We start from the raw sequence: 20,459 nt of genomic DNA on the forward strand, positions 1-20,459 counted from the left end.
ATTAGAGCCAACATTAATTCTGCATGCCAATTACAAACAACATAAAACTCACATAACCAGCTCCTCAAAAAGCTTATGAAATGTTTCGTTGAGGTTTTTAGATTTTCCCGGATGAGGTCTTGAAGTCTGAACAACGGAACTCCGAACCGCAGTTAACCATCTGAAACGTTCGGGAATATCCAGCATTGCGATAGGACCACCCTCTTTTTTACCGTCAGCAATATTCTCGAAACTCTTCAGATTTTCTAAAACATCATTGTAATCAAGCTTACTTCGCATCAGCCTGAATTTATCAGGACACAGATAAAATCGTGACTGAATGTATTTTTCTTTTTTTGAAAACAAGATCAAACCAATATTGAAAAACTCTTCTCTTTCAACTTTCGGAACTAGCCTTATTACTGCATATTCATATATTTTATCTTCCTGCATTTTTGGCTTCATTTAAAAAAATTAAGGAATTTTCTAATCTTGTCTTTAGAAAATTAAAATAAATCTCACGGATTTCATCGGGATTTTCTTCCGCATCATCCCAATGCAGCCAATCCTGCGGAATAGTATTCACAATATCCCGAAAAATCTGATCATTCAGAACCTGATGCGCAAATTGATCTGCTTCATCAAGCTTAACAGCCTGAGGAAGCAAAACATGATCCTTTACATATTTGAATGGTGTTTTTGCAGCGGCATCAAAGTTTTGCCAAGAGTGATGAAAGTAAAACGAAGCTCCGTTATCAATGACCCAAAGCTCTTTATGCCACATCAAAAGATTGGTGTTTTTAAAAGTCCGGTCTATATTGGTGATAAAGGCATCAAACCATACAATTTTTGACGCTAAAAGAGGATCTATCCGAACGGCAGGATCATAAGCAATTGAACCTGAAAGATAATGAAGACCCAAATTGAGACCTTCAGAAAATTTTAGTAAATCCTGAATTTCTTCATCAGCTTCAGCTCTTCCGAAATCCACATCCAGATAAGCAAATACAAGTTCAGGAATAGGAAGCCCCAAAGCTTCAGCAATTTTACCTCCCAACAGTTCAGAAATCAGCATTTTGACCCCATGACCAGCACCACGAAATTTCAAAACATACTTAAAATCATCATCAGCCTCAGCCAAAGCAGGAAGAGACCCTCCCTCTCTAAGCGGGAGGATGTATCTCATCACTGTTACTGTACGTAAATTATTCATTAAAATATTCAACAGCTATTTAATTAAAATCTTCCAGGCTTCATCAATTTTATTTTCCAGCAATAGTTTCTGGGCAATAAGATGAATATTGTCATCTGAATGGCAGTTTTCAGAAGGCAAAACCTCAACATTCGCAAGCATTCCCAAATCATTTCCTGTGAATATCTTACTGAGCTTTACCGAATCCGGAAGCCGATCAAACCCTATCCCTTTTGTAACCAATGGCTTAGGAACTTCAAAAAGATTATTTTCATTGTTTCTGGAATACCAATTGCTGCCTAATCTTGCAACCATATCCAATTTTGCCTGATCAAGATTACCATTTTCATCAAGATATTCTTCACGGATATGAATTTTCATTACTTCACAAATCACAAGATTTCCCGCTCCACCCTGATCTCCGAGAGCTTTAACTTCTAAGACTTTGCACTCAAAATTAACAGGACATTCTGCAATTAATTTAGGTTGTACCCAATCTGCATCTTTCATGGTAAGACCAGATTTTATAAATTCGTTTACATTATCTCCATATTCTGTTGAAGCCAGAGAAATCTGCTGTACGATCGGGAAATTTACAGTTCCTATAACAACTTCGGATGTTTCCAAGACGTTTTCCAAAGTGTGTTTTGTGGTATTATCACGAACTCTTCTGGATGGAGAAAAAATCAAAACCGGTGGAACCGTACTGAACATGTTGAAAAAACTGAAAGGCGACAGATTAGGATTTCCTTCTTTATCAATGGTTGAAGCCAATGCAATAGGACGCGGCGAAACAGCAGTCTGCATAACAGTTTGTAATTGCACGGGAGTTATTTCTGATGGAATAAGTGTTTTCATTACCAATTAAATTTCTTGACACATAAGTTAAACCGCAGGAATAATCTTACCTGAAACTTCACCGAAACCAACTCTTACGCCATCTTTTTCAGCCCAGGCTTTCATTGTCACTGTGTCATTATCATTAATGAATTTTCTCTCTTCACCATTGTTTAATGTTATTGGATTTTGTCCTCTCCACGTTAATTCCAGCATAGAACCGAAAGATTTTGGATCGCTTCCCGAGATTGTTCCGCTTGCATACATGTCACCCACTTCTAAATTGCAACCGTTTACCGTATGATGCGCCAATTGCTGCGTCATATTCCAGTACATGAATTTATAATTGCTTTCCGAGATTAAATTATCATCTCCATTTTCAGGTTTAATATATACTTCCAGATTAATATCGTAATTTTTGTCACCTTCAAATTTCAAGTAATCTAAAACTTCAGGTTCCTGAGTTGGAGAAGCGGTTCTAAATGGCTCCAACGCTTCAAGAGTTACAACCCACGGAGAGACTGACGAGCCGAAATTTTTAGCTAAAAAAGGTCCTAGCGGAACATATTCCCAAGATTGAATATCCCGCGCCGACCAATCATTGAAAACAACCATTCCAAAAATAGCGTCTTCCGCATCTTTAGTGGAAATACTTTCGCCCATTTCCGTATTTTTATTGATAATGAAAGCCATTTCCAGCTCAAAATCCAATTGCTGACAAGGTCCGAAAAAAGGTTTATCCGCATCCGCAGGTTTCATCTGACCTTTCGGACGGTTTATTTCTGTCCCGGAAACTACAATAGATGAAGCTCTGCCATGATAACCTACCGGAAGATGTTTCCAGTTGGGAAGCAATGCATTGGCAGGATCTCTGAACATTTTACCTACATTGGTAGCATGTTCTATACTGCTGTAAAAGTCGGTGTAATTCGGAACATGCACAGGCATCATCATTTTTACCTCATCCAGATTATAAAAAGCCTCTTCTATTGTTTTTTCGTCTTTAGACAAAATAGAGCCTTCGTTCAATAATTCCTGAATCTTGAGTCGAACCGCATTGGTAATCGGTTTTCCCAATTCAATAAACTCATTTAAAGTATACGCTTCAAAAACATTATCAACAAGACCTTCTATTTCTTCAAAATAGCCTAAATCGTACAATGTCGCAAGATCAATAACCTGATCTCCGATTCTTGTGCAGCATGCAATGAATTCTTTATTGAAAACCGCTACGCCAAATGGGATATTGTGTATAGAAAAATCTGACTCTGAGGAATATTCTACAAATGATTTCATAATTTTTTAAATTTTAAGATCAAAAAAACTGATCTGTTTTTATTTTTTTGAATATGCTTTTTCATCAATCCATCTTTCACGGGAATTGATGTCTATAAGATAAAGAATTTCTTTTTGTTTGGTAAGAAGTAAAGTTTTGGTAACGGGAATAGGAATTTTTTTGTTTTCCAGTTTGTCTGCACGCAGCGAAACGATATTCTTCTTTCTTAAAATATCCCCGCTGAAAACATTAGAGCTGGTTTCGCCCGTAGATTTATCATCAAACATTTCTACATATGTTGCATCTTTGCCTTTAATAACGATAAAATTTCTTTCCGTGTGATCGGGAAAATCTTTTATCAGGACAAATTTTCTGTTATCAACGCTGAGGTTTTCAAGATTTTGATTAATTCCTCTTTTTTCTTCAAGCAGGGTAAGAATATCATTAATCGCTCCATAGTTTTGGGCATTAAATGCAAAACCTGTCAGCAAAAATATTCCAATAAAAATTTTTCTCATCTAAGTTGGTATTAAAAAAGTTTTGTCAAGATCTGCATCCTGACAAAACTTAATATTGTAAATAAAATTAAAGATTACCTCTTCTTTCCTGCTCTCTTTCCAAAGCTTCAAACAACGCTTTGAAATTTCCAGCTCCGAAACTTTGTGCGCCATGTCTTTCAATAATTTCGAAAAACAAAGTCGGACGGTCTTCTACCGGCTTCGTAAAAATCTGAAGCAGATAGCCTTCTTCATCATGATCAATTAAGATACCAAGATCCTGTAATTTTTTTAAATCTTCATCAATATGCCCTACTCTTTCCGGAACCATTTCATAATACGCTTCCGGCGGTGCAGAAAGAAACTCCACTCCTCTTTTCTTCAATTCCGTAACTGTATGAATGATATCTTTGGTTGCTACTGCAATATGCTGCACTCCTTCTCCTTCATAGAAATCAAGATATTCTTCTACCTGAGATTTCTTTTTACCTTCCGCAGGTTCGTTAATAGGAAATTTTGCATACCCGTTACCGTTTGACATAACTTTAGACATCAATGCAGAATATTCTGTATTAATTTGTTTATCGTCAAAAGAAAGAATGTTTACAAATCCCATTACTTTTTCGTACCACTCTACTGTAGGAATCATTCTGTCCCAACCTACATTTCCTACACAGTGATCTACGTAAAGCAAACCAGCATCCTCCGGCTGATAATCACTTTCCCATTTTTCATATCCAGGTATGAATGCTCCGTTGTAATTTTTTCTTTCCACAAACATGTGAACCGTCTCACCGTATGTATAAATTCCTGACATTCTTACTTCACCATGCTCGTCAGTCAATGTAACTGGTTCCAAATAGGGCTTTCCACCTCTTTTTGTAGTTTCTTCAAATGCAGAATAAGCGTCATCAACCCAAAGTGCCAAAATCTTCACCCCGTCACCATGCTTTTTTACATGCTCACAAATTGGAGAATCAGATTTTAATCCTGTTGTAAGAATCAATCTGATTTTTCCCTGCTGAAGAACATAAGAAGCGCGATCTCTCACTCCTGTTTCCGGTCCTGCATACGCAAGAGACTGAAATCCGAAAGCAGTTTTATAAAAATGCGCAGCCTGCTTTGCATTCCCAACGTAAAATTCAATATAATCGGTACCGTTGATTGGCAAAAAATTTTCTGCCTGAGCAATTTTCTCGGCAAATGTGAGTGTTGACATATTTTCTATTTTTTACTTTTATTTTGTCTGCAAATTACAAAATTCTGAGAAATAATAAGTAATTAGAACTAATCAATGAATTATTATTAAATTAACAACAAAGCAAAGAGTTCATTTAAGTAAATTTAAGTTTATACAAATTATAATAAAAAAATCTACATTTGTAATGGAAGACAGATGTTGAAGAGAAACTATTTCGATTTACAAAAGCCGTAATTATTTACGGCTTTTATTTTTTATTATTCAATCTTCCGGCATCAGGATTATAATTATCCCAAATTTTCCACTCATCATTAATTTTACGAATAAAATAAATCTGAGTATTAAGCTGATTGACAAAATGTTCTTCGCCTGAACCCGTCCTGAAAAGCAAATTCCAGAATTCCTGAGCTTCCAGTATTTTTTTATCTGGCTCATCGGTAAGAATATTGATATCAAAAACTTCATAATTTGAACGGTTATTCTTGGTCACCAATTCAAATTCTCTTTCACAGAGTTCTCTGCTGAAATTGGATGCCCTTTCTAAGAATGGAGAATTGTCAAATACAAGATCCTTAAACAGCTCCAGTTTCAAAACAGGAAAATTTTTGTAAAGCTCAAACACCGAAGAACAATATTGATATACAATATGTTTAGTAAAATTGTTTTTATGATGAGTTTCCGATACCTTTACTGATTCACGATAATGCTGAATGTAGGCGTTGAGATTTTTAAAGCCTAAAAATATACAAATCTTATCCAGAGTTTTTAAAAAACGAAGATCATTGTGTGTTTTTTCGTCGTATTCATTTTCAAAAAATCTTTGCAATGTAACGTGAGAAATTGTATTTCCCAACTCGAACTTTTTTTGATCTCTCAATTCTTCGGAAGTCGCCAATTCATCTTTTATAATTTCAGATAAGATCACAAAATGGCTTCTTTTCCATCCTGAAGTATTTCCCAAAACTGAATTAGACACCTTAGAATGCTTAAGAATATCTTCCTTTATGGAATTATATATTGTTTTCAATTATGTTTTTTTTAGAAATTGCTATTAGCAAAAATACTGCCACAGCCATAGTTATACCACAATATACTAAATACATCTAACTAAAATGATTTTTTTATGAATTTTTATGAATTAAATCTTTCATAAGCTGCTCTTTCAAGCATTTCTCTGTCATCTGGATGCGCTATACTGATCAATTCCTGCGCTCTCTGACGAAGATTTTTTCCATATAAATACGCTGTACCATATTCTGTAACAACATAATGAATATGACCCCGGGTTGTAACCACACCTGCTCCCGGTTTAAGAAAAGGAACAATCCTTGAAACTCCTTTCTTTGTTCTTGATGTAATTGCAATAATTGGTTTGCCATCTTCACTCAGTGCAGCACCTCTCATAAAATCCATCTGACCGCCAATTCCGCTATACTGCATTGTTCCGATAGAATCTGCACAGACCTGTCCTGTAAGATCTATTTCTATGGCAGAGTTGATGGCAACCATCTTATTATTCCTCATGATATTGATCGGAAAATTGACTGTACTTACATCATCAAACGAAAAAACAGTATTATCATCTACATAATCATATAACTTTCTTGTCCCAAAACAGAAACTTGTTATTGTCTTATTGTCATTATAGCCTTTATATTTATTATTGATAACATCATTCTGAATTAAATCTATCACGCCATCACTCAGCATTTCCGTATGAATTCCGAGATCTTTATGATTTCCAAGACATTTCAAAACAGCATCCGGAATAGTTCCGATCCCCATTTGTAAAGTTGATCTGTCTTCTATGAGTTCAGCCACATTTTTTCCTACAAGCATTTCTTCGGCTCCTACTTTTGCTCCATAATCTACTGTAGGAAGTTCTTCTTCGTGCCATACCAGTTTATGAATTCTGCTAATGTGAATCATTCCGTCACCGTGCGTTCTGGGCATAAGAGGATTTACAACCGCTACAATTATTTTTGCCGTGTCTACCGCTGCTCTAGCTACATCTACAGAAGTTCCGAGGGTACAAAAACCATGTTTATCGGGAGGTGAAACGGTAATAAGTGCAACATCCAGCGGTAAAATATTTTTTCTGAATAAAATCGGAATTTCACTTAAAAAAACAGGCACAAAATCTCCTCTGTCAGAATTCACAGCATCACGTACCGGAGAAGAAACAAAAAGTGAGTTTACAAAAAATTTACCTTTATACTGAGGTTTTGCAATCTCTACATTTCCCTGCTGTGTAATGGAAACCATTTCTACATTTTCAAGACGATGGGACTGCCTCGCCAATTCGTCAATTAAATAATTTGGTGTACAGGCGCTTCCGTGAAAGAAAACACGGTTCCCGCTTTTTATCGTATAAATTGCTTCTTCTGCACTGATATAATTATACATACTTATTTGTTTTGATGATTCTCAGATTTAAAGATACTTCATATTATTTGTAAAAAAGACCTGTTTTACAAAGATTTTTATCATATTTCGTGAAAACAAAAAACCAAATGCAGCGCATCTGGTTTTATAAGATTAAAATTATATTTTATCAATTGAGCTTTGCCGTGAGCTTTTTATATTGCTTTTCAGCATTTTTGCCTTCATACAGAATTCCGTAAATGGTATCAATAATAGGAAGCTTCAAGCCTTTTTCTTTTGCCGTCTTATAGATAGAATCTGCTGCATAATATCCTTCTGCGACCATGTTCATAGACTGTATTGCTGATTTCACAGTATAGCCTTTCCCGATGAGGTTACCTAGATTTCTATTCCTCGAAAATAATGAATACGCCGTCACAAGCAAATCGCCGAGATAGGCACTTTCATTCACATCTCTTGGAGCTTCATAAATTGCTTCCAGAAAAATTTCCATTTCGCGGATGGCATTAGAAACAAATACTGCCGTAAAATTGTCTCCATAACCCAAACCACTGGCAATACCTGCACCAATCGCAAAAATATTTTTGAGAATTGCACTATACTCATTCCCCAAAATATCTTTACTGGAATGAACTTTAATAAAGTCTGAGTTGAAAATATCTACCAGCTTCTGAGACACCTCATCTTCTACTGTTGCCAAAGTAAGATAAGAAAGTCTTTCCATCGCAACCTCCTCTGCATGACATGGTCCCGCAATAACTGCCTGATTTCTAAAACCTATCTGAAATTCTTCTTTAAGGTAATGTGCCACTACATCATTTACTTTCGGAATAATACCTTTAATAGCCGATACAAATATTTTATCCCTGTAATCGCATTTCATTTTATCCAGTGTATCCGACAGATAAATGGAGGGAGTTGCCAGAACTACAATATCACACGACGATACCAACTCGTTGATGTCTGTTGTAAGCTTTAAACTTTTCAAATTAAAATTTACTGCCGTAAGATAAGTAGGATTGTGACCTCTGAGTTCTATTGCTCCTTTTACAAATTCGTTTCTTACACACCAATGAACGGTTTTACAGTTCTCAACCAGCATTTTCACGATTGCCGTTGCAAAACTTCCGCTCCCTACAACTCCAACAGCCACATCATTTTTAGATTTCTTACCCGTTGTACTGTCTGAATTATTTTTCTTTTTAGCCATAATGAAGATGTGAACTGCAAATATATTAAAACCGTAACATATAAAAACTTTATTTACCTATAAAACCGCTGGCTTAATGAAAAAGGTTACATTCAACACAATTAAAATTATAAAATTGCGTTTATATCTCTTGTTGTTCAAATTTTATTTAAGAATCATCATAAAAATATATTTTTAATTAAATTTGCCATCTTAAAACCTTTATTAAATTCTAAAAAAGAAAATGAAGAAATTTTTAAGCAGCAAAAAGAAAGTAACCTTTACTTTAGGAAGTTTACTATTGATCGTTTTTGCACAAAGCATCTTTATTGCTAGATTATTTTCCGAAAAAGACGATAAGAATTATGAAGTGAACCTTGTGAAAATCAATACCGAGAAAGACAGTATAGATTACCTGAAAATGAAATCGGATCTTGGCTTGGTAGACAAAACAATTACTCAGCTTAACTCTTTTCTTAAAGCAAAAAATATAACAAACGAAAAGCTGATGGTACTTGATCAGGACAGTATTTCAAATTCAATTTATCTGGCTAAACAAACCAACCGATACAGCCAGTATCTGATGGATCTTCAGAAAAAGCTGATGTACGTTCCTTTGGGAATGCCAAGTGAAGGATATATTTCTTCCAACTTTGGAATCAGAAAAAATCCCATTCCTTACAAAACAGTGTATGCTTCAGTAAAACCTGAATCTGCAGCAAATGTTACCGCATCTGCTCCTAAACCGGAAATAAAAGCTGAACCTGTTGAAAAAACCATTGAACTGACTGACAGCTACGGAAATAAAAGAGAAGTAAAGGTAATGGTAACTCCGAAAACTAATACAGCTGCCACTACAGCTCCAGCTATTGCTAAAAACCCAGTACAATCTGCTAATAATGCTCCCGCAGAAGCTGATCAAATGCAGTTTCATAAAGGACTGGATATTGCTCTGCCATCCGGTTCAGATGTAAAAGCAACCGCAGCTGGAACGGTCATTTTTTCAGGGCAGAAAAGCGGATATGGAAATTGTGTAATCATTTCTCACGGTAACGGCTTAGCAACTCTTTACGGACACCTTTCCCAACTTGTCGCTAAAACCAATGACAAAGTAAAAGTGGGGCAGGTTATTGCAAAATCCGGAAATTCGGGACGTTCTACGGGACCTCATTTACATTATGAAGTTCATAAAAATAATACTCCTGTGAATCCCAAATTATTTATGAATATGTAACGAGTACAAAATAAGAGTATAACTTATAAACGTCGAAACCTTGGTTTCGACGTTTTTTTTATCAGATCAATTTATCTTAAACCATTTTAATAGGCAGCTGTAAAACGTTCACGAATATGATTATTCTGCTCCAGTTCATCTACCAAGACCACCGCTACATCTTCCACAGAAAGTATACTTCTGCCATTTTCGTCAAAGACAGGATTTTCAAGCCCGGTTCGGTATGTTCCGGTTCTTACTCCTGCAGTTCCCTGATGCATTTCGATTGCAGGACTAAAAAAAGTCCAGTCCAAAGTCTCGTTTTCTTTAATTTTATTGAGATAATCTCTTGCCGCTGTTGCCCCCGGTTTAATATCAGAAGGAAAATTTTCACTATCTACCAACTGCTGCCCATCAATGTACAAACTACCTGCTCCGCCTACCGTAATAAATCTTTTAACTCCCGACATTTCTACTGCCTTTTCTATATTAACTGAACCATTTAAGAAATCATCATAAAGGTTAGGATTCGTCCAGCCTGCATTAAAAGCATTGATTACCGCATCATTGCCTTTAAGATTTTCAACAAGAGCTTCAATATTATTTACATCAACACTTTTGGCGGTCACATTTTCATTTTGCTTAACCTTTGAAGCATCTCTTACAATAGCTTCTACTTTATAACCTCTGTTTTCGAGTTCTTTTACAACCTGAGTTCCTACAAAACCGGTCGCTCCTATTACTGCTACTTTTTTCATGTGATTAATTATTAATTGTAATAAAATTTGTTACATTTTTAAATAAAATTTTTTAACTGAACTGATCAGTAAAATCTTTTAAGGATTTCGTTTCTAAAAACTGAAGCACCAAATCATTTGTCTCTTCAAAAAGACAATTTAATTTGGCATTAATATCTTTACCTACAGAACATGCAGGATTTGGATTAAGATTTTTTTTACCCAGAACTTCAGAGTTTTTAACAGCCGTATAAATTTCAGAAAGGCTTATTTCAGAAGCACTTTTTGACAACTGACTCCCTCCAATTTTACCTTGACGGCTTATAATTAAACCAGCATCTTTTAACACGCCAATTTCTTTTCGTACCATTACAGGATTAATATTAATGCTGCCCGCAATCCAATCAGAAGTAAGAAACTCCTGAGGAAATTTTGACAAAATCGTCATGATATGTACTGCAGTTGCAAATCTTGTATTATTCATCTCTGATGCTGCAAATGTAACACAATTTTAAATTGTAACAAAATAAATTACATTAAAATAAACAAAAAACCATCTGATATACAAATGGTTTTAATGATATTCTACCGATTATTTGATGTCAAGCAACTCCACAATAAATACCAAAGTACTGTTGGGACCAATCTCTTTACTGATCTGCTGATCTCCGTAAGCCAAATGAGGCGGAATGATAAGTTTCCACTTGCTTCCGACAGACATTAACTGTAATGCTTCCGTCCATCCTTTAATTACTTTATTTAAAGGAAATGATGCTGGTGTACCTCTTTTCACCGAGCTGTCAAATACCTTCCCTGCAATAGTTGTTCCGTGATAATGACATTTCACCATAGATTTCGGTCCGGGTTTTTCGCCATCTCCTTCTGTTATAATTTCGTACTGTAAACCGCTTGGCAATTGTACCACCGATTCTCTTTTTCCGTATTCAAGCATATATTCCTGACCTTCTTTCAGGTTTTTTTCTGCCAATTCTTTTTTACGTTTAAATAACATATCTGCTACTCCCATATTTTTTTATTGCAAAGATATGGTTTAAGATTGGAAGCTGAACAAGAGCTGCAATAGTAATAAAAAAGACTCTACCGAAATAAAGCCTTAATTTATAATGAATTTAGAATATTAAAGTTTTTCAATTTTCTTGTCAGGAAATAAAACTGATGCAAGAACCGATATCAGCAAAACTCCTCCAACGATTCCCAAAGAAACAGGAGACGGAATGTGAAACCACGGAGCAATCAACATTTTAACACCGATGAAAGACAAAATCACCGCCAAACCATAAGGCAGTTTGCTAAACATGTGAATAAAATTTGCCAATAGAAAATAAAGAGATCTCAACCCTAAAATAGCAAAAATATTTGACGTATAAAGGATAAAAGGATCTTTAGAAATTGCAAAAATTGCAGGAATAGAATCTACTGCAAAAAGAACATCTGTAAATTCAATTACCGCCACAACTACCAAAAGCGGCGTTGCCATTTTTATCCCGTTTTGAACCGTGAAAAATTTGTCACCGTCATAATTATCCGAAACCTTCCAAAATCGTTTAATCAGTCTCGCACCTGCTGTATTACTGTAATCTTCATCTTCATCATCATCTCCACCACCCCAGGATTTTATTCCTGCGTAAACCAGAAACAATCCGAACAAAGTCATCACTACATTAATTTTTACAGGATATCCGAAAATATTCATTTCAGGCAGATAGGTTAAGTTAATCAATCCAACACCTGCAAAAATGAAGATTGCCCTGAAAATCAATGCCCCGATAATCCCCCAGAAAAGAACCTTATGATGAAGATGTTTCGGAACTTTGAAAAAACCGAAAACCAAGATAAATACGAATAGGTTATCAACCGAAAGCGCTTTTTCAATCCAATAGGCAGCCTGGTATTGCGTAAATTTCTCTATCGCTATTTCGTGGCTTCCGGGACCCATATCAGAATTGTAAACCCAATATACCACTCCTGAAAACACCATAGACAGCGAGATCCATACAACAGACCATATAGTCGCTTCTTTAGAAGAAACTTCATGACTCTTTTTGTTAAAAACTCCTAAATCAAGTAGCAGCATAACGATAACCGTTACGGCAAATCCCCATACCAAACCGGGATGAAGATCTAAAATATTCTGATGATCCACTTAAAAAAATTTATTGTAAAAAATTAACATTCGTAAAGATACAGCTATTACAGTATTTTCATTAAAAAAATATAAATTACATATCAAATTTGATCAGCCTGGATTTAATCAGTTACTTTTAATTATTGATTTAAGCTCTTTTTCTAAAGTTTCAAGATCCTGATCAAGCTTTCTGCGGTTTTCATTTCCCTGCTTCTGGATAGCTTTAACTTCATTAAGAGTATTGATCAGCAAAGAAGTAGTTTCTCTTAAACTTTCAGCTGAAATAATGGTTTTCTCATTAGCTCGGGCAACATTTTTAGAATTTTCATTTAAACGTTCCGCATTTTTCTTAAGAATTTTTTCAGTTGTAGAAGAAACCTTTTGCTGAATTTCAATATTTTGCTGCTGCCGGTGCATAGCAACAGCTAAGGAAAGCTGATTTTTCCATACAGGTAGTGTAGTATTGAGTATTGTCTGTGCTTTCTCAGCAATTGAAATATTGTTGTTTTGTACTAATCTTATTTGAGGAAGGGATTGCAACAAAATAAAACGTACTACCTTTAAATCCGCAAGCCTCCTGTCTAATCTTAAGATAAAATCTCTTTTATCAGCTATCTGATAATCAGCATAATTTTGCAAATTCAATTCCATTCCCGAAAGTTCATCATTTGCTTTACGCATCCTTATATAACCTGCAATAATAAGTTCTTCAATGGCTTTAATTGAATTTATATTGCTATCAAAAATATTTTGTAAAACCGCATTATCTTTAGTGGAGATAATGATTCCAGCGTTTACTTTTTGGGAAATCCGTTCAATATTGTTGGTAATTTTATCATATTTAGCAAAAATATTATCAACCTCAGTGAAAATTTTACTCATAAATGGCAGTCTACCAAGCAAGCTTTTTACTTTATTCCCCTGCAATTCATCAATATCAATATAATTTAACTCTATTAAAAGATTATTGATTAATTCCCCAATTTCTCCTGAGTTTGATTTACGCACATTTGTTAAAAAACTGTCGCTTTGATTTGCCAGCAATTTCTGAAGCTCAGAACCATAATTCACTACAGAAGAAGCGCTTTTCTCATCAATAGAATCTGCTACTTTTCCATATTTTTTGAGATCTTCATCTGTTAAATGACCCAAATCTACGTTTCCTTCTCTATCAACTACAAGCATTTGATAATTATCCGTTTCTTTATTGCTGCTATGTAATATATTGCTAAATTGTTTTTCTTCGTTTTCCATGATTTATATTTTAATAGTAGTAACAGTGACTACACAATACAAGCAGTAAGTTACATAAATTTTCAATTACATAAGCAAAAAAACTGTTATTAAATAGGATTTTTTTCATTAACTAATCAAAATTTAAATCATCAAAACGAAATTAAAATAAATTCAAAAATAAATACCATTTAATAAATATACCATAAAATAAAATTGCAAAAAAACAACACCTAAAAGAGAACTTAAATTAAGATATTATCACACTTGTGGTAATAAAAATATTAATAAGACACCATCTTTTAACATTTCTTGATAAATCAAACAAAACTTAAAAAAACATCAACTAAAATAACTAATAGAAACAATATAAAAATAACAAAACACTATTCAAAAAAAAGAATAAATATATATGATCTAAAATAAATTAATTATTGTTACATATTTAATAAAACAGAAAAATAGTTTGTAACTCCTGTTTTTTTTTATAAATTTGACACAAGTAATACCTAATAACCCTGAAACAAATAAGATTTTAAATCTTACAGCTAAATACAATCATAACCATCTTGAGTTGCTTTAATTGAATAATTTAACTCACAAAATTTAGATTATATTTAATTATCATGGGAATTGCAGCGTACTGCAAATGGTGTACTATTTTACAACCACACCGATCACAAAACACAAATTGCTGAAAATCAAAATTTTACAGTTGAATGCAAATTTAATATTGTAAAGTAATGATACAGCTTTAATAAATTATCTTTTAATAATTAAAAGATAATTCACTTTTCCCTATTACAAAGCTCTCATAATCACTTCTTTACTATATTAAATACGATTAATTTAAAAATAATTAGTTTTTAATAAAAATGTTATATAAAAATATCCACATAGGGAAGTACATCAAAGAAATGGTAGCAAACAAAGAAATTTCTTTGGAACGAATCTGCAATTTTTTGGGAAAAGATGAAGATTTTGTAGAAAAAGTATATGAAAGTCCATCAATAGACACCGACATTCTTTTAAGATGGAGCAAACTTCTTGAATTTGATTTTTTCAGATTGTATACTTCACACCTCATTCTGTATGCTCCTCCTTCTGCAGCCAACAAGAAAACGGATAAAAAAAACGACACCACTCCTAAATTCAGAAAAAATATTTATACGCAGGAGATTAAAGATTTTATTCTGGGAAGAATAGAATCCGGCGAAATGACTCAGGCAGAAGTAATCAAAGAATATTCAATTCCGAAAAGCACGCTGCACCGCTGGATTCTGAAAAAAAGTTAACACCAACAATCAAACTATAGTATTCTTATGAGACCAAATTACAATAAGATCTATCAGGATCTTTTGAAAATGCAGTATCCTGAAAAACTGGAATGTCCGAAAGTAAGGGAACAGCTTACGAGACTAGATTCTACCGAAGAAATTTTAAAGCTTAATGAAAAGATTTTCAAACCCACAAAAGAAACAGCAAAAACCAATCAACAGCTTAAAACGTATGATAAAAAAACTATGCTGAAGTTGTTAAGTTACCAAAAAAAACATGATTTATCTACCAGTTTCATGTCCAGAAAATACAAAATCAGTCGGACAACTTTTTCAAAATGGAAAAAAATTCTTGAAAGTGAACTGGCTTAATTTAAAAAAAAATACTACGTAAAAAACGTAGTATTTTTTTTATTAATCCTTCTTTAAAACATCTTTTATCCCATCCAATCCTTCGCTGAACTGAGCCAGTAAAGCCACAATCTGAGTCATTCTGTCGTTTTCTCCCAGACCTTTTATCATTTTATTCTTAACAAAGGTCTTTTTGATTTCTTCCCATCGCAGTTTTTCATCTTCGGAAATCAAAGCCATCAGTTCTTTTAACTTCAGCATATTGGCTTCAGCTCCGGTTGTTAAAGTCTGAGATTCGTTCTGATAATGATTTAGAACCATTTGCGTGACTTCTTCTTCTTTTAATATTGGCTGAATCTGGGAAATCAGCTTATTCATATTTCGGTAAGAACCCTGGAGTTTGAAAGACGGTTCGTTTCTGTATTCATCAGACATTGCCGCAGAAGCGATGTATTGTTTATTGACTTTTAAAACAACATCTCTTACTTTCAGAGTATTTTCGAGCACTTTTCTGAAATCTGAAATTTCATTTGAACTGAAATTACCAATCAGATCTACATTCGGAGAATTGGTTTGAATACTGTTGTATAAGTTATACAGATTTTCCATCCCTTGATTGGTCATTCGTGTGAAATAATCATTGGACATCAATGCATTTTCAATTAAACTTAAATCAAACAATTCTGTTTTGCTGCCAGAAATTTCTCCCAAATTATACGTATCAGAACGGTTTGCCAACATATCCGGAATTCTGAATTTCTCACCGCTTTCTGTATAAGGATTCCCCGCCATGACAAGGCAAAACCTTTTGGATCGTAAATCGTACGTTTTACTTTCTCCGTTATAAATTCCCTCAATTTTTCTCTGTCCGTCTGCCAAAGAAATGAATTTCTGCAAAAACTCAGGATTACAATGCTGAATATCATCCAGATAAAGCATCACATTATCCCCCATTTCCAAAGCTAGATTCAGCTTTTCGAGTTCCTGTTTTGCGCCGGCATTTTTTGCTTCATTCGGATCAGTAGAAACAATATCATGACCGATTGAAGGACCGTTGATTTTCATAAAAACCAATCCCATTCGATCTGCCATGTATTCCATCAAGGTTGTTTTTCCGTAACCCGGAGGTGAAACCAAAAGCAACATTCCCATTCTGTCGGTACGTTTGTCGTTTCCTACTGTACCTAATTGCTTGGCTAAATTGGCTCCGATCAAAGGAAAATAAACTTCGCTGATTAATCTGTTTCTCACAAACGAACTTAACACCTGAGATTTGAAAGTATCAATTTTTAAAGCTTTCTTTTTATCATTGACCCATTTTGCCTTCAATTCCTGAAGCCGTTTGTATTTCGGAACAATAACCTCATTAAAATTAGATAAACGGGAACTGAATTCATAATAATTTAAAGCATAATCGGCATCTTTTTCCAATGATTTTAATTCTTTGAGAACTGTTTCGTAAGAAATGTGAAGAACATTTTTAGCATCAAAATTCTGCGTTACAAAGAATACGGCAGCTTCTTTCTTAATATCATCTTCAACCTTTGATTCTGAATTAAACAAAAAGGCATTCAAAGCACTCTCAGCAATAGAAAAACAGGCTGCAGGATATTTTTTCAAAGCATTCAGCTGATCAATAAATTCTAAATCTTTTCCTTTTTCTTTCAGATCTCTTAAAAATGATTCATATAAAAGACCTGCTTTTTCAGAAACTAAAAATACTGATTTGTTTTCTCTTTTCAGATAGATGGCAGCATTGAGATAATTTACTTCAGCAAAAAGCTGATTATTCTGAGCAAATAATTTTATTTCATTGGACAATTCTTCATTCAGATATTGAAAACCTTTATCTGTTGTAAAAGATTTTGAAATTAAATTTGCTGCTTCAAACTGCTTTTGGTAATATTCTTTTCTTTCTGGGTTCAAAAAATACCAGAACAACTGCGCCAACGCTCTTTCGGAAGGCGTAAACTGCATCAATCCCAGTTCGTTGTGCATCTGCTGAAGTTTTGAAACAATCGTCAATGCATCATCATCATGAATCCCTTTCACCAAACCTTCTCCAAAATGCTCCGTCATAAACTGCTGAACAGCATTTCGGTTTTGCTCTTCGGTATTGATGTTTTTATTTTGAGAAAAGACATTCCAAGCCAGATATTCAAAACGTTTCACCTTTTGATTTTCAGAAATATATTCCTGATTCCAAACCTCTTTGTACTCTGCAACGGCTTCAAAATTTAAAGGCTCATAAAATGCAGTTCCTGTCAAGTGATAATAATACTGTGCATTTCTCATCACCAAAGTCAGATCTAATTTCTGACGGTTTACGGCAAATTTATAATCACCTAAAGCAATGACATTGTCTCCATCTGCATAAATTTCCTTTTTATCTTTCAGTTTTCTTACGGATTCCTGCTGTGAAGTTTTCAGTAAAGTCTGAATTTCTTCCGCTTTTGCAGAATCTTCCATTTCCATAAGCTGTCGTGAAATATCACGTACCTTTTCCACCATCAAATCGGTTGCAAAATAGCCATTGATTTCATTTTCAGAATCAAATGATTCGGATTTTGTCTGAACAGATTTTAAAATCCGTTGTGCAGAATCGTACAAACTCTGAGTGCGCTTATTTCTGGATTCCGTTAACTGAACTCTTTTATTTTGAAAATGCCCGTAAACTTCTTCTCTTTTTTCTTCAATTTTACGGATAAATTCTTCAAAATCAACGAATTTCGTTTCCATTTCTTCTAACTGAATGGAAAGCTTTGTTAAATATTCATCGCATTTTTCAGGACTTTGAGACAACTCCATAAAATTTATTACCGACTGATCAAACAATGTCATTTGCGCCTGAAAGTCAGCAGATAATTCTTTTCCTGAAATTTCTCTTTTTCTTTTTGAAAGTTCCAGTCTTTCCTGATTCAGTCTTGCAAAAATCACTGAAATATTTTCAATGATCTGAGTAGACTGTGACGTGTCTTCAATTTTTAAATTATTGACAATATCTACCAAAAGTTCAAGCTGCCCGGAAAGATTATTAATTTCCTCCTCAATTGTTTTGGCATCAATCGCTTTCTGTAAACTGATGATATTTTCAGAAATCTGCTGCGCTCTGTTCTGATACGGAAGCAGCGCATCATCCTGAAGAAGGAAATTCACACAGGCATTAGAAAGCTCTTCCGATCTTTCAGCCAAAGCTTTTTCCAAAGAATCAAGCACCGCTGCATCTACATATTTTAAATCTCGCGCTCCGGTAATTTCACCACGCAAGGCTCTGATTGTAGAAAGCATATCAATATATTCAGTGAGCTGAGAATAATTGATTCTTTTGGTGTCATCTAAGGTTTTTTCAGATGCTGCTTTTATTTTTTCAACAGCTTCAGCCGTATTTTTCTTCTGCTCAAGTACTTTTTCATACTCATTAATGGCAGAATGAGCAATTTTTCTGATTTCCTTTAAAGGCTGATCTAAATTCTGAACTTCATCGTCACCCAGAAAATAATACGCATCTAAAATTGTAGTAGAAAGTTTTACAATATCATCATACAATCCGCTATAAGAATCTTTCTTATTCAGTAAAGTGATCAATTCCTGACTTTCTGCCATTACTCTTACAATATCTTTATTCCCGATTTTGTAAAGAAGCGTATCAGATTTTTCTGTATTCGGCTGCAATTCTTTTGAATACGGAGTCTGCCAGATTTGAGCTAAATGATGTTTCGTCGTTTCTACACTTTCCCGCAGATAAATCAGTTTTCCCTCATTTAAAATTGAAAAACCACTGCAACGGATAGGCGTTTCTATAGTCTGGGTAATGATATTGTACGAAATCAGCTGATAATTATTGGTTTTATCATCATAAAAGACATACATAAAATTCTCACCATTTGGCTCCTGAATCGTTTTCAGGTAATGAAGCCTGTTGACATCCTGAGAAATCACCTTCAAACCTCCTGTCTGCAATGCATAACCATTCGAGAAAAGCACACCTTGGTTTTCCGGAAGCAAAACCGCAGAATGCTTCAGTGTATCTACTCTTGAAACTTTCTTTTCTTTATGATTATAAATGAAATACCGTTCTGTTTCCTGATACGGTTTTATTTTAAACAAAACCAGATTATCCAAATCACAAAAATGGATTTCAGCATCATCCAGATTTTGATCCTTGTGAATAACATCTTCCGAATAAATTCCTTTTCCGGTGTCGGTGTTGTCTTCAACTTTTATGGTAATATCGCCGTGAAGAGATTCCACAAAGACTTTATCTGCCAAAGAAACGTGCGGAAATTTCCCGGTACGCTGCATATCTCTGGTTGCTTTTGTCCACACAAAACCATGTTGCGGAGGATAGGTAACTTCCGAAGCACTTCTGGAATCTACATACACCAGTTGGTCTTCTTTAATCAGCCATTTGAATGCTTTAATATCCGAAGTACTTTCTGATAACTGGAAAACCATATACAAATAGTTTTCGGTAAAGTGGAAGCGGACAAAAAAGGTGTTTCTGTAATATTTATAGAGATTTTTAAATTCTTCAATGAAAATTTCATCTGCAATCAAAGAAATATCCTTTGGCTCGAATCGTTTATTATTAATGGAATATACTGAAAAAACATCGGAAATATTGATTTCCGTCTGCAGACCTAAGTGAGCATTTGAACCAAAAATCAATGTATTTTTTAAAGAAAAAATATCTTTGGCAATACAGTTGTGTTCGGTAGAAATTCTCTCATTGGCAATCAACGAAAAATCTACACCTCCGAAAATTTCTTTACGGTTTTCGTTCAGTTTTTGAAGCCTCTGAATAAGATCATTTTTCTGTTCGTTCAGACGATTCTGTATGATTTCGTATGTCCCTGAATTTAATTGTTCTGACATATTTTGAGATATTAGATGTTAGATGCTAGATTTTAGACTATCATCGTATTAAAATGCTTTAAACATACATT

General features: G+C 34.4%; 18 protein-coding genes. 3 read left to right on the forward strand and 15 right to left on the reverse strand.

Features of this window, described 5'->3' with window-relative positions; translation table 11 throughout:
• Positions 1-48: 48 nt before the first annotated feature.
• From FNE73_RS07375 to FNE73_RS07415, 9 genes are all read right to left on the reverse strand, one after another.
• A complete protein-coding gene (locus FNE73_RS07375) occupies positions 49-432 on the reverse strand; it encodes a DUF3037 domain-containing protein (RefSeq protein WP_143884239.1) in 384 nt (127 codons plus the stop codon).
• Positions 419-1,192 (reverse strand): HipA family kinase, encoded by a 774-nt coding sequence (locus tag FNE73_RS07380; RefSeq protein WP_143884094.1) that lies wholly within the window; start codon positions 1,190-1,192, stop codon positions 419-421. The genes FNE73_RS07375 and FNE73_RS07380 overlap by 14 nt, the downstream gene beginning before the upstream one ends.
• Before the next feature lie 15 nt (positions 1,193-1,207).
• Positions 1,208-2,029, reverse strand: coding sequence for a flavin reductase family protein (locus FNE73_RS07385; protein WP_143884095.1), 822 nt, complete (start codon positions 2,027-2,029; stop codon positions 1,208-1,210).
• Positions 2,030-2,056: 27 nt separating this feature from the next.
• Positions 2,057-3,304, reverse strand: coding sequence for a fumarylacetoacetase (gene fahA / locus FNE73_RS07390; RefSeq protein ID WP_143884096.1), 1,248 nt, complete (start codon positions 3,302-3,304; stop codon positions 2,057-2,059).
• A 39-nt stretch (positions 3,305-3,343) separates the two neighbouring features.
• Positions 3,344-3,802 (reverse strand): hypothetical protein, encoded by a 459-nt coding sequence (locus tag FNE73_RS07395; protein ID WP_143884097.1) that lies wholly within the window; start codon positions 3,800-3,802, stop codon positions 3,344-3,346.
• A gap of 67 nt (positions 3,803-3,869) precedes the next feature.
• Positions 3,870-5,000: a 4-hydroxyphenylpyruvate dioxygenase gene (gene hppD, locus FNE73_RS07400; RefSeq protein ID WP_143884098.1), complete on the reverse strand. Its 1,131-nt coding sequence runs from the start codon at positions 4,998-5,000 to the stop codon at positions 3,870-3,872.
• A gap of 229 nt (positions 5,001-5,229) precedes the next feature.
• Entirely contained in the window at positions 5,230-6,009 is a 780-nt protein-coding gene (locus FNE73_RS07405; RefSeq protein WP_143884099.1) for a hypothetical protein, read from the reverse strand.
• Positions 6,010-6,113: 104 nt separating this feature from the next.
• A complete protein-coding gene (locus tag FNE73_RS07410) occupies positions 6,114-7,388 on the reverse strand; it encodes an acetyl-CoA hydrolase/transferase family protein (protein ID WP_143884100.1) in 1,275 nt (424 codons plus the stop codon).
• Between the two features lie 148 nt (positions 7,389-7,536).
• On the reverse strand, positions 7,537-8,577 hold the full coding sequence (locus FNE73_RS07415; RefSeq protein WP_143884101.1) for an NAD(P)H-dependent glycerol-3-phosphate dehydrogenase: 1,041 nt from the start codon (positions 8,575-8,577) through the stop codon (positions 7,537-7,539).
• A gap of 223 nt (positions 8,578-8,800) precedes the next feature.
• Between FNE73_RS07415 and FNE73_RS07420 the strand changes: the two genes are divergently transcribed.
• Complete coding sequence (locus FNE73_RS07420; RefSeq protein ID WP_143884102.1) at positions 8,801-9,790, forward strand: M23 family metallopeptidase; 990 nt, start codon at positions 8,801-8,803, stop codon at positions 9,788-9,790.
• Between the two features lie 86 nt (positions 9,791-9,876).
• Here the strand turns inward: FNE73_RS07420 and FNE73_RS07425 are convergent, their stop codons facing one another.
• From FNE73_RS07425 to FNE73_RS07445, 5 genes are all read right to left on the reverse strand, one after another.
• Entirely contained in the window at positions 9,877-10,527 is a 651-nt protein-coding gene (locus FNE73_RS07425) for an NAD(P)-dependent oxidoreductase (protein ID WP_143884103.1), read from the reverse strand.
• A gap of 52 nt (positions 10,528-10,579) precedes the next feature.
• Positions 10,580-10,990, reverse strand: a complete 411-nt coding sequence (locus FNE73_RS07430) for an Rrf2 family transcriptional regulator (protein WP_143884104.1) — start codon at positions 10,988-10,990, stop codon at positions 10,580-10,582.
• 108 nt (positions 10,991-11,098) lie between these two features.
• Positions 11,099-11,533: an FKBP-type peptidyl-prolyl cis-trans isomerase gene (locus FNE73_RS07435; RefSeq protein WP_143884105.1), complete on the reverse strand. Its 435-nt coding sequence runs from the start codon at positions 11,531-11,533 to the stop codon at positions 11,099-11,101.
• 111 nt (positions 11,534-11,644) lie between these two features.
• Positions 11,645-12,670 (reverse strand): TerC/Alx family metal homeostasis membrane protein, encoded by a 1,026-nt coding sequence (locus FNE73_RS07440; RefSeq protein WP_143884106.1) that lies wholly within the window; start codon positions 12,668-12,670, stop codon positions 11,645-11,647.
• A gap of 108 nt (positions 12,671-12,778) precedes the next feature.
• A complete protein-coding gene (locus FNE73_RS07445) occupies positions 12,779-13,837 on the reverse strand; it encodes a toxic anion resistance protein (protein WP_394366297.1) in 1,059 nt (352 codons plus the stop codon).
• A 923-nt stretch (positions 13,838-14,760) separates the two neighbouring features.
• Between FNE73_RS07445 and FNE73_RS07450 the strand changes: the two genes are divergently transcribed.
• On the forward strand, positions 14,761-15,180 hold the full coding sequence (locus FNE73_RS07450; protein ID WP_143884108.1) for a transposase: 420 nt from the start codon (positions 14,761-14,763) through the stop codon (positions 15,178-15,180).
• A 27-nt stretch (positions 15,181-15,207) separates the two neighbouring features.
• Positions 15,208-15,534, forward strand: a complete 327-nt coding sequence (locus tag FNE73_RS07455) for a helix-turn-helix domain-containing protein (protein ID WP_143884109.1) — start codon at positions 15,208-15,210, stop codon at positions 15,532-15,534.
• Between the two features lie 42 nt (positions 15,535-15,576).
• Here FNE73_RS07455 and FNE73_RS07460 read toward each other — a convergent pair whose 3' ends face one another.
• Positions 15,577-20,388: a DNA repair ATPase gene (locus tag FNE73_RS07460; RefSeq protein WP_143884110.1), complete on the reverse strand. Its 4,812-nt coding sequence runs from the start codon at positions 20,386-20,388 to the stop codon at positions 15,577-15,579.
• Between the last annotated feature and the right edge of the window lie 71 nt (positions 20,389-20,459).

It is taken from the genome of Chryseobacterium binzhouense (genome assembly GCF_007474545.1).
Lineage (GTDB): Bacteria > Bacteroidota > Bacteroidia > Flavobacteriales > Weeksellaceae > Chryseobacterium > Chryseobacterium binzhouense.

What these genes read in the sequence shown, in the direction of transcription:
- FNE73_RS07375 (WP_143884239.1), bottom strand. Translation starts at nt 432, where the DNA reads ATGCAGGAAGATAAAATATATGAATATGCAGTAATAAGGCTAGTTCCG.
- FNE73_RS07380 (WP_143884094.1), bottom strand. Translation starts at nt 1,192, where the DNA reads ATGAATAATTTACGTACAGTAACAGTGATGAGATACATCCTCCCGCTT.
- FNE73_RS07385 (WP_143884095.1), bottom strand. Translation starts at nt 2,029, where the DNA reads ATGAAAACACTTATTCCATCAGAAATAACTCCCGTGCAATTACAAACT.
- fahA (WP_143884096.1), bottom strand. Translation starts at nt 3,304, where the DNA reads ATGAAATCATTTGTAGAATATTCCTCAGAGTCAGATTTTTCTATACAC.
- FNE73_RS07395 (WP_143884097.1), bottom strand. Translation starts at nt 3,802, where the DNA reads ATGAGAAAAATTTTTATTGGAATATTTTTGCTGACAGGTTTTGCATTT.
- hppD (WP_143884098.1), bottom strand. Translation starts at nt 5,000, where the DNA reads ATGTCAACACTCACATTTGCCGAGAAAATTGCTCAGGCAGAAAATTTT.
- FNE73_RS07410 (WP_143884100.1), bottom strand. Translation starts at nt 7,388, where the DNA reads ATGTATAATTATATCAGTGCAGAAGAAGCAATTTATACGATAAAAAGC.
- FNE73_RS07415 (WP_143884101.1), bottom strand. Translation starts at nt 8,577, where the DNA reads ATGGCTAAAAAGAAAAATAATTCAGACAGTACAACGGGTAAGAAATCT.
- FNE73_RS07420 (WP_143884102.1), top strand. Translation starts at nt 8,801, where the DNA reads ATGAAGAAATTTTTAAGCAGCAAAAAGAAAGTAACCTTTACTTTAGGA.
- FNE73_RS07425 (WP_143884103.1), bottom strand. Translation starts at nt 10,527, where the DNA reads ATGAAAAAAGTAGCAGTAATAGGAGCGACCGGTTTTGTAGGAACTCAG.
- FNE73_RS07430 (WP_143884104.1), bottom strand. Translation starts at nt 10,990, where the DNA reads ATGAATAATACAAGATTTGCAACTGCAGTACATATCATGACGATTTTG.
- FNE73_RS07435 (WP_143884105.1), bottom strand. Translation starts at nt 11,533, where the DNA reads ATGGGAGTAGCAGATATGTTATTTAAACGTAAAAAAGAATTGGCAGAA.
- FNE73_RS07445 (WP_394366297.1), bottom strand. Translation starts at nt 13,837, where the DNA reads ATGCTTGTAGTTGATAGAGAAGGAAACGTAGATTTGGGTCATTTAACA.
- FNE73_RS07450 (WP_143884108.1), top strand. Translation starts at nt 14,761, where the DNA reads ATGTTATATAAAAATATCCACATAGGGAAGTACATCAAAGAAATGGTA.
- FNE73_RS07455 (WP_143884109.1), top strand. Translation starts at nt 15,208, where the DNA reads ATGAGACCAAATTACAATAAGATCTATCAGGATCTTTTGAAAATGCAG.
- FNE73_RS07460 (WP_143884110.1), bottom strand. Translation starts at nt 20,388, where the DNA reads ATGTCAGAACAATTAAATTCAGGGACATACGAAATCATACAGAATCGT.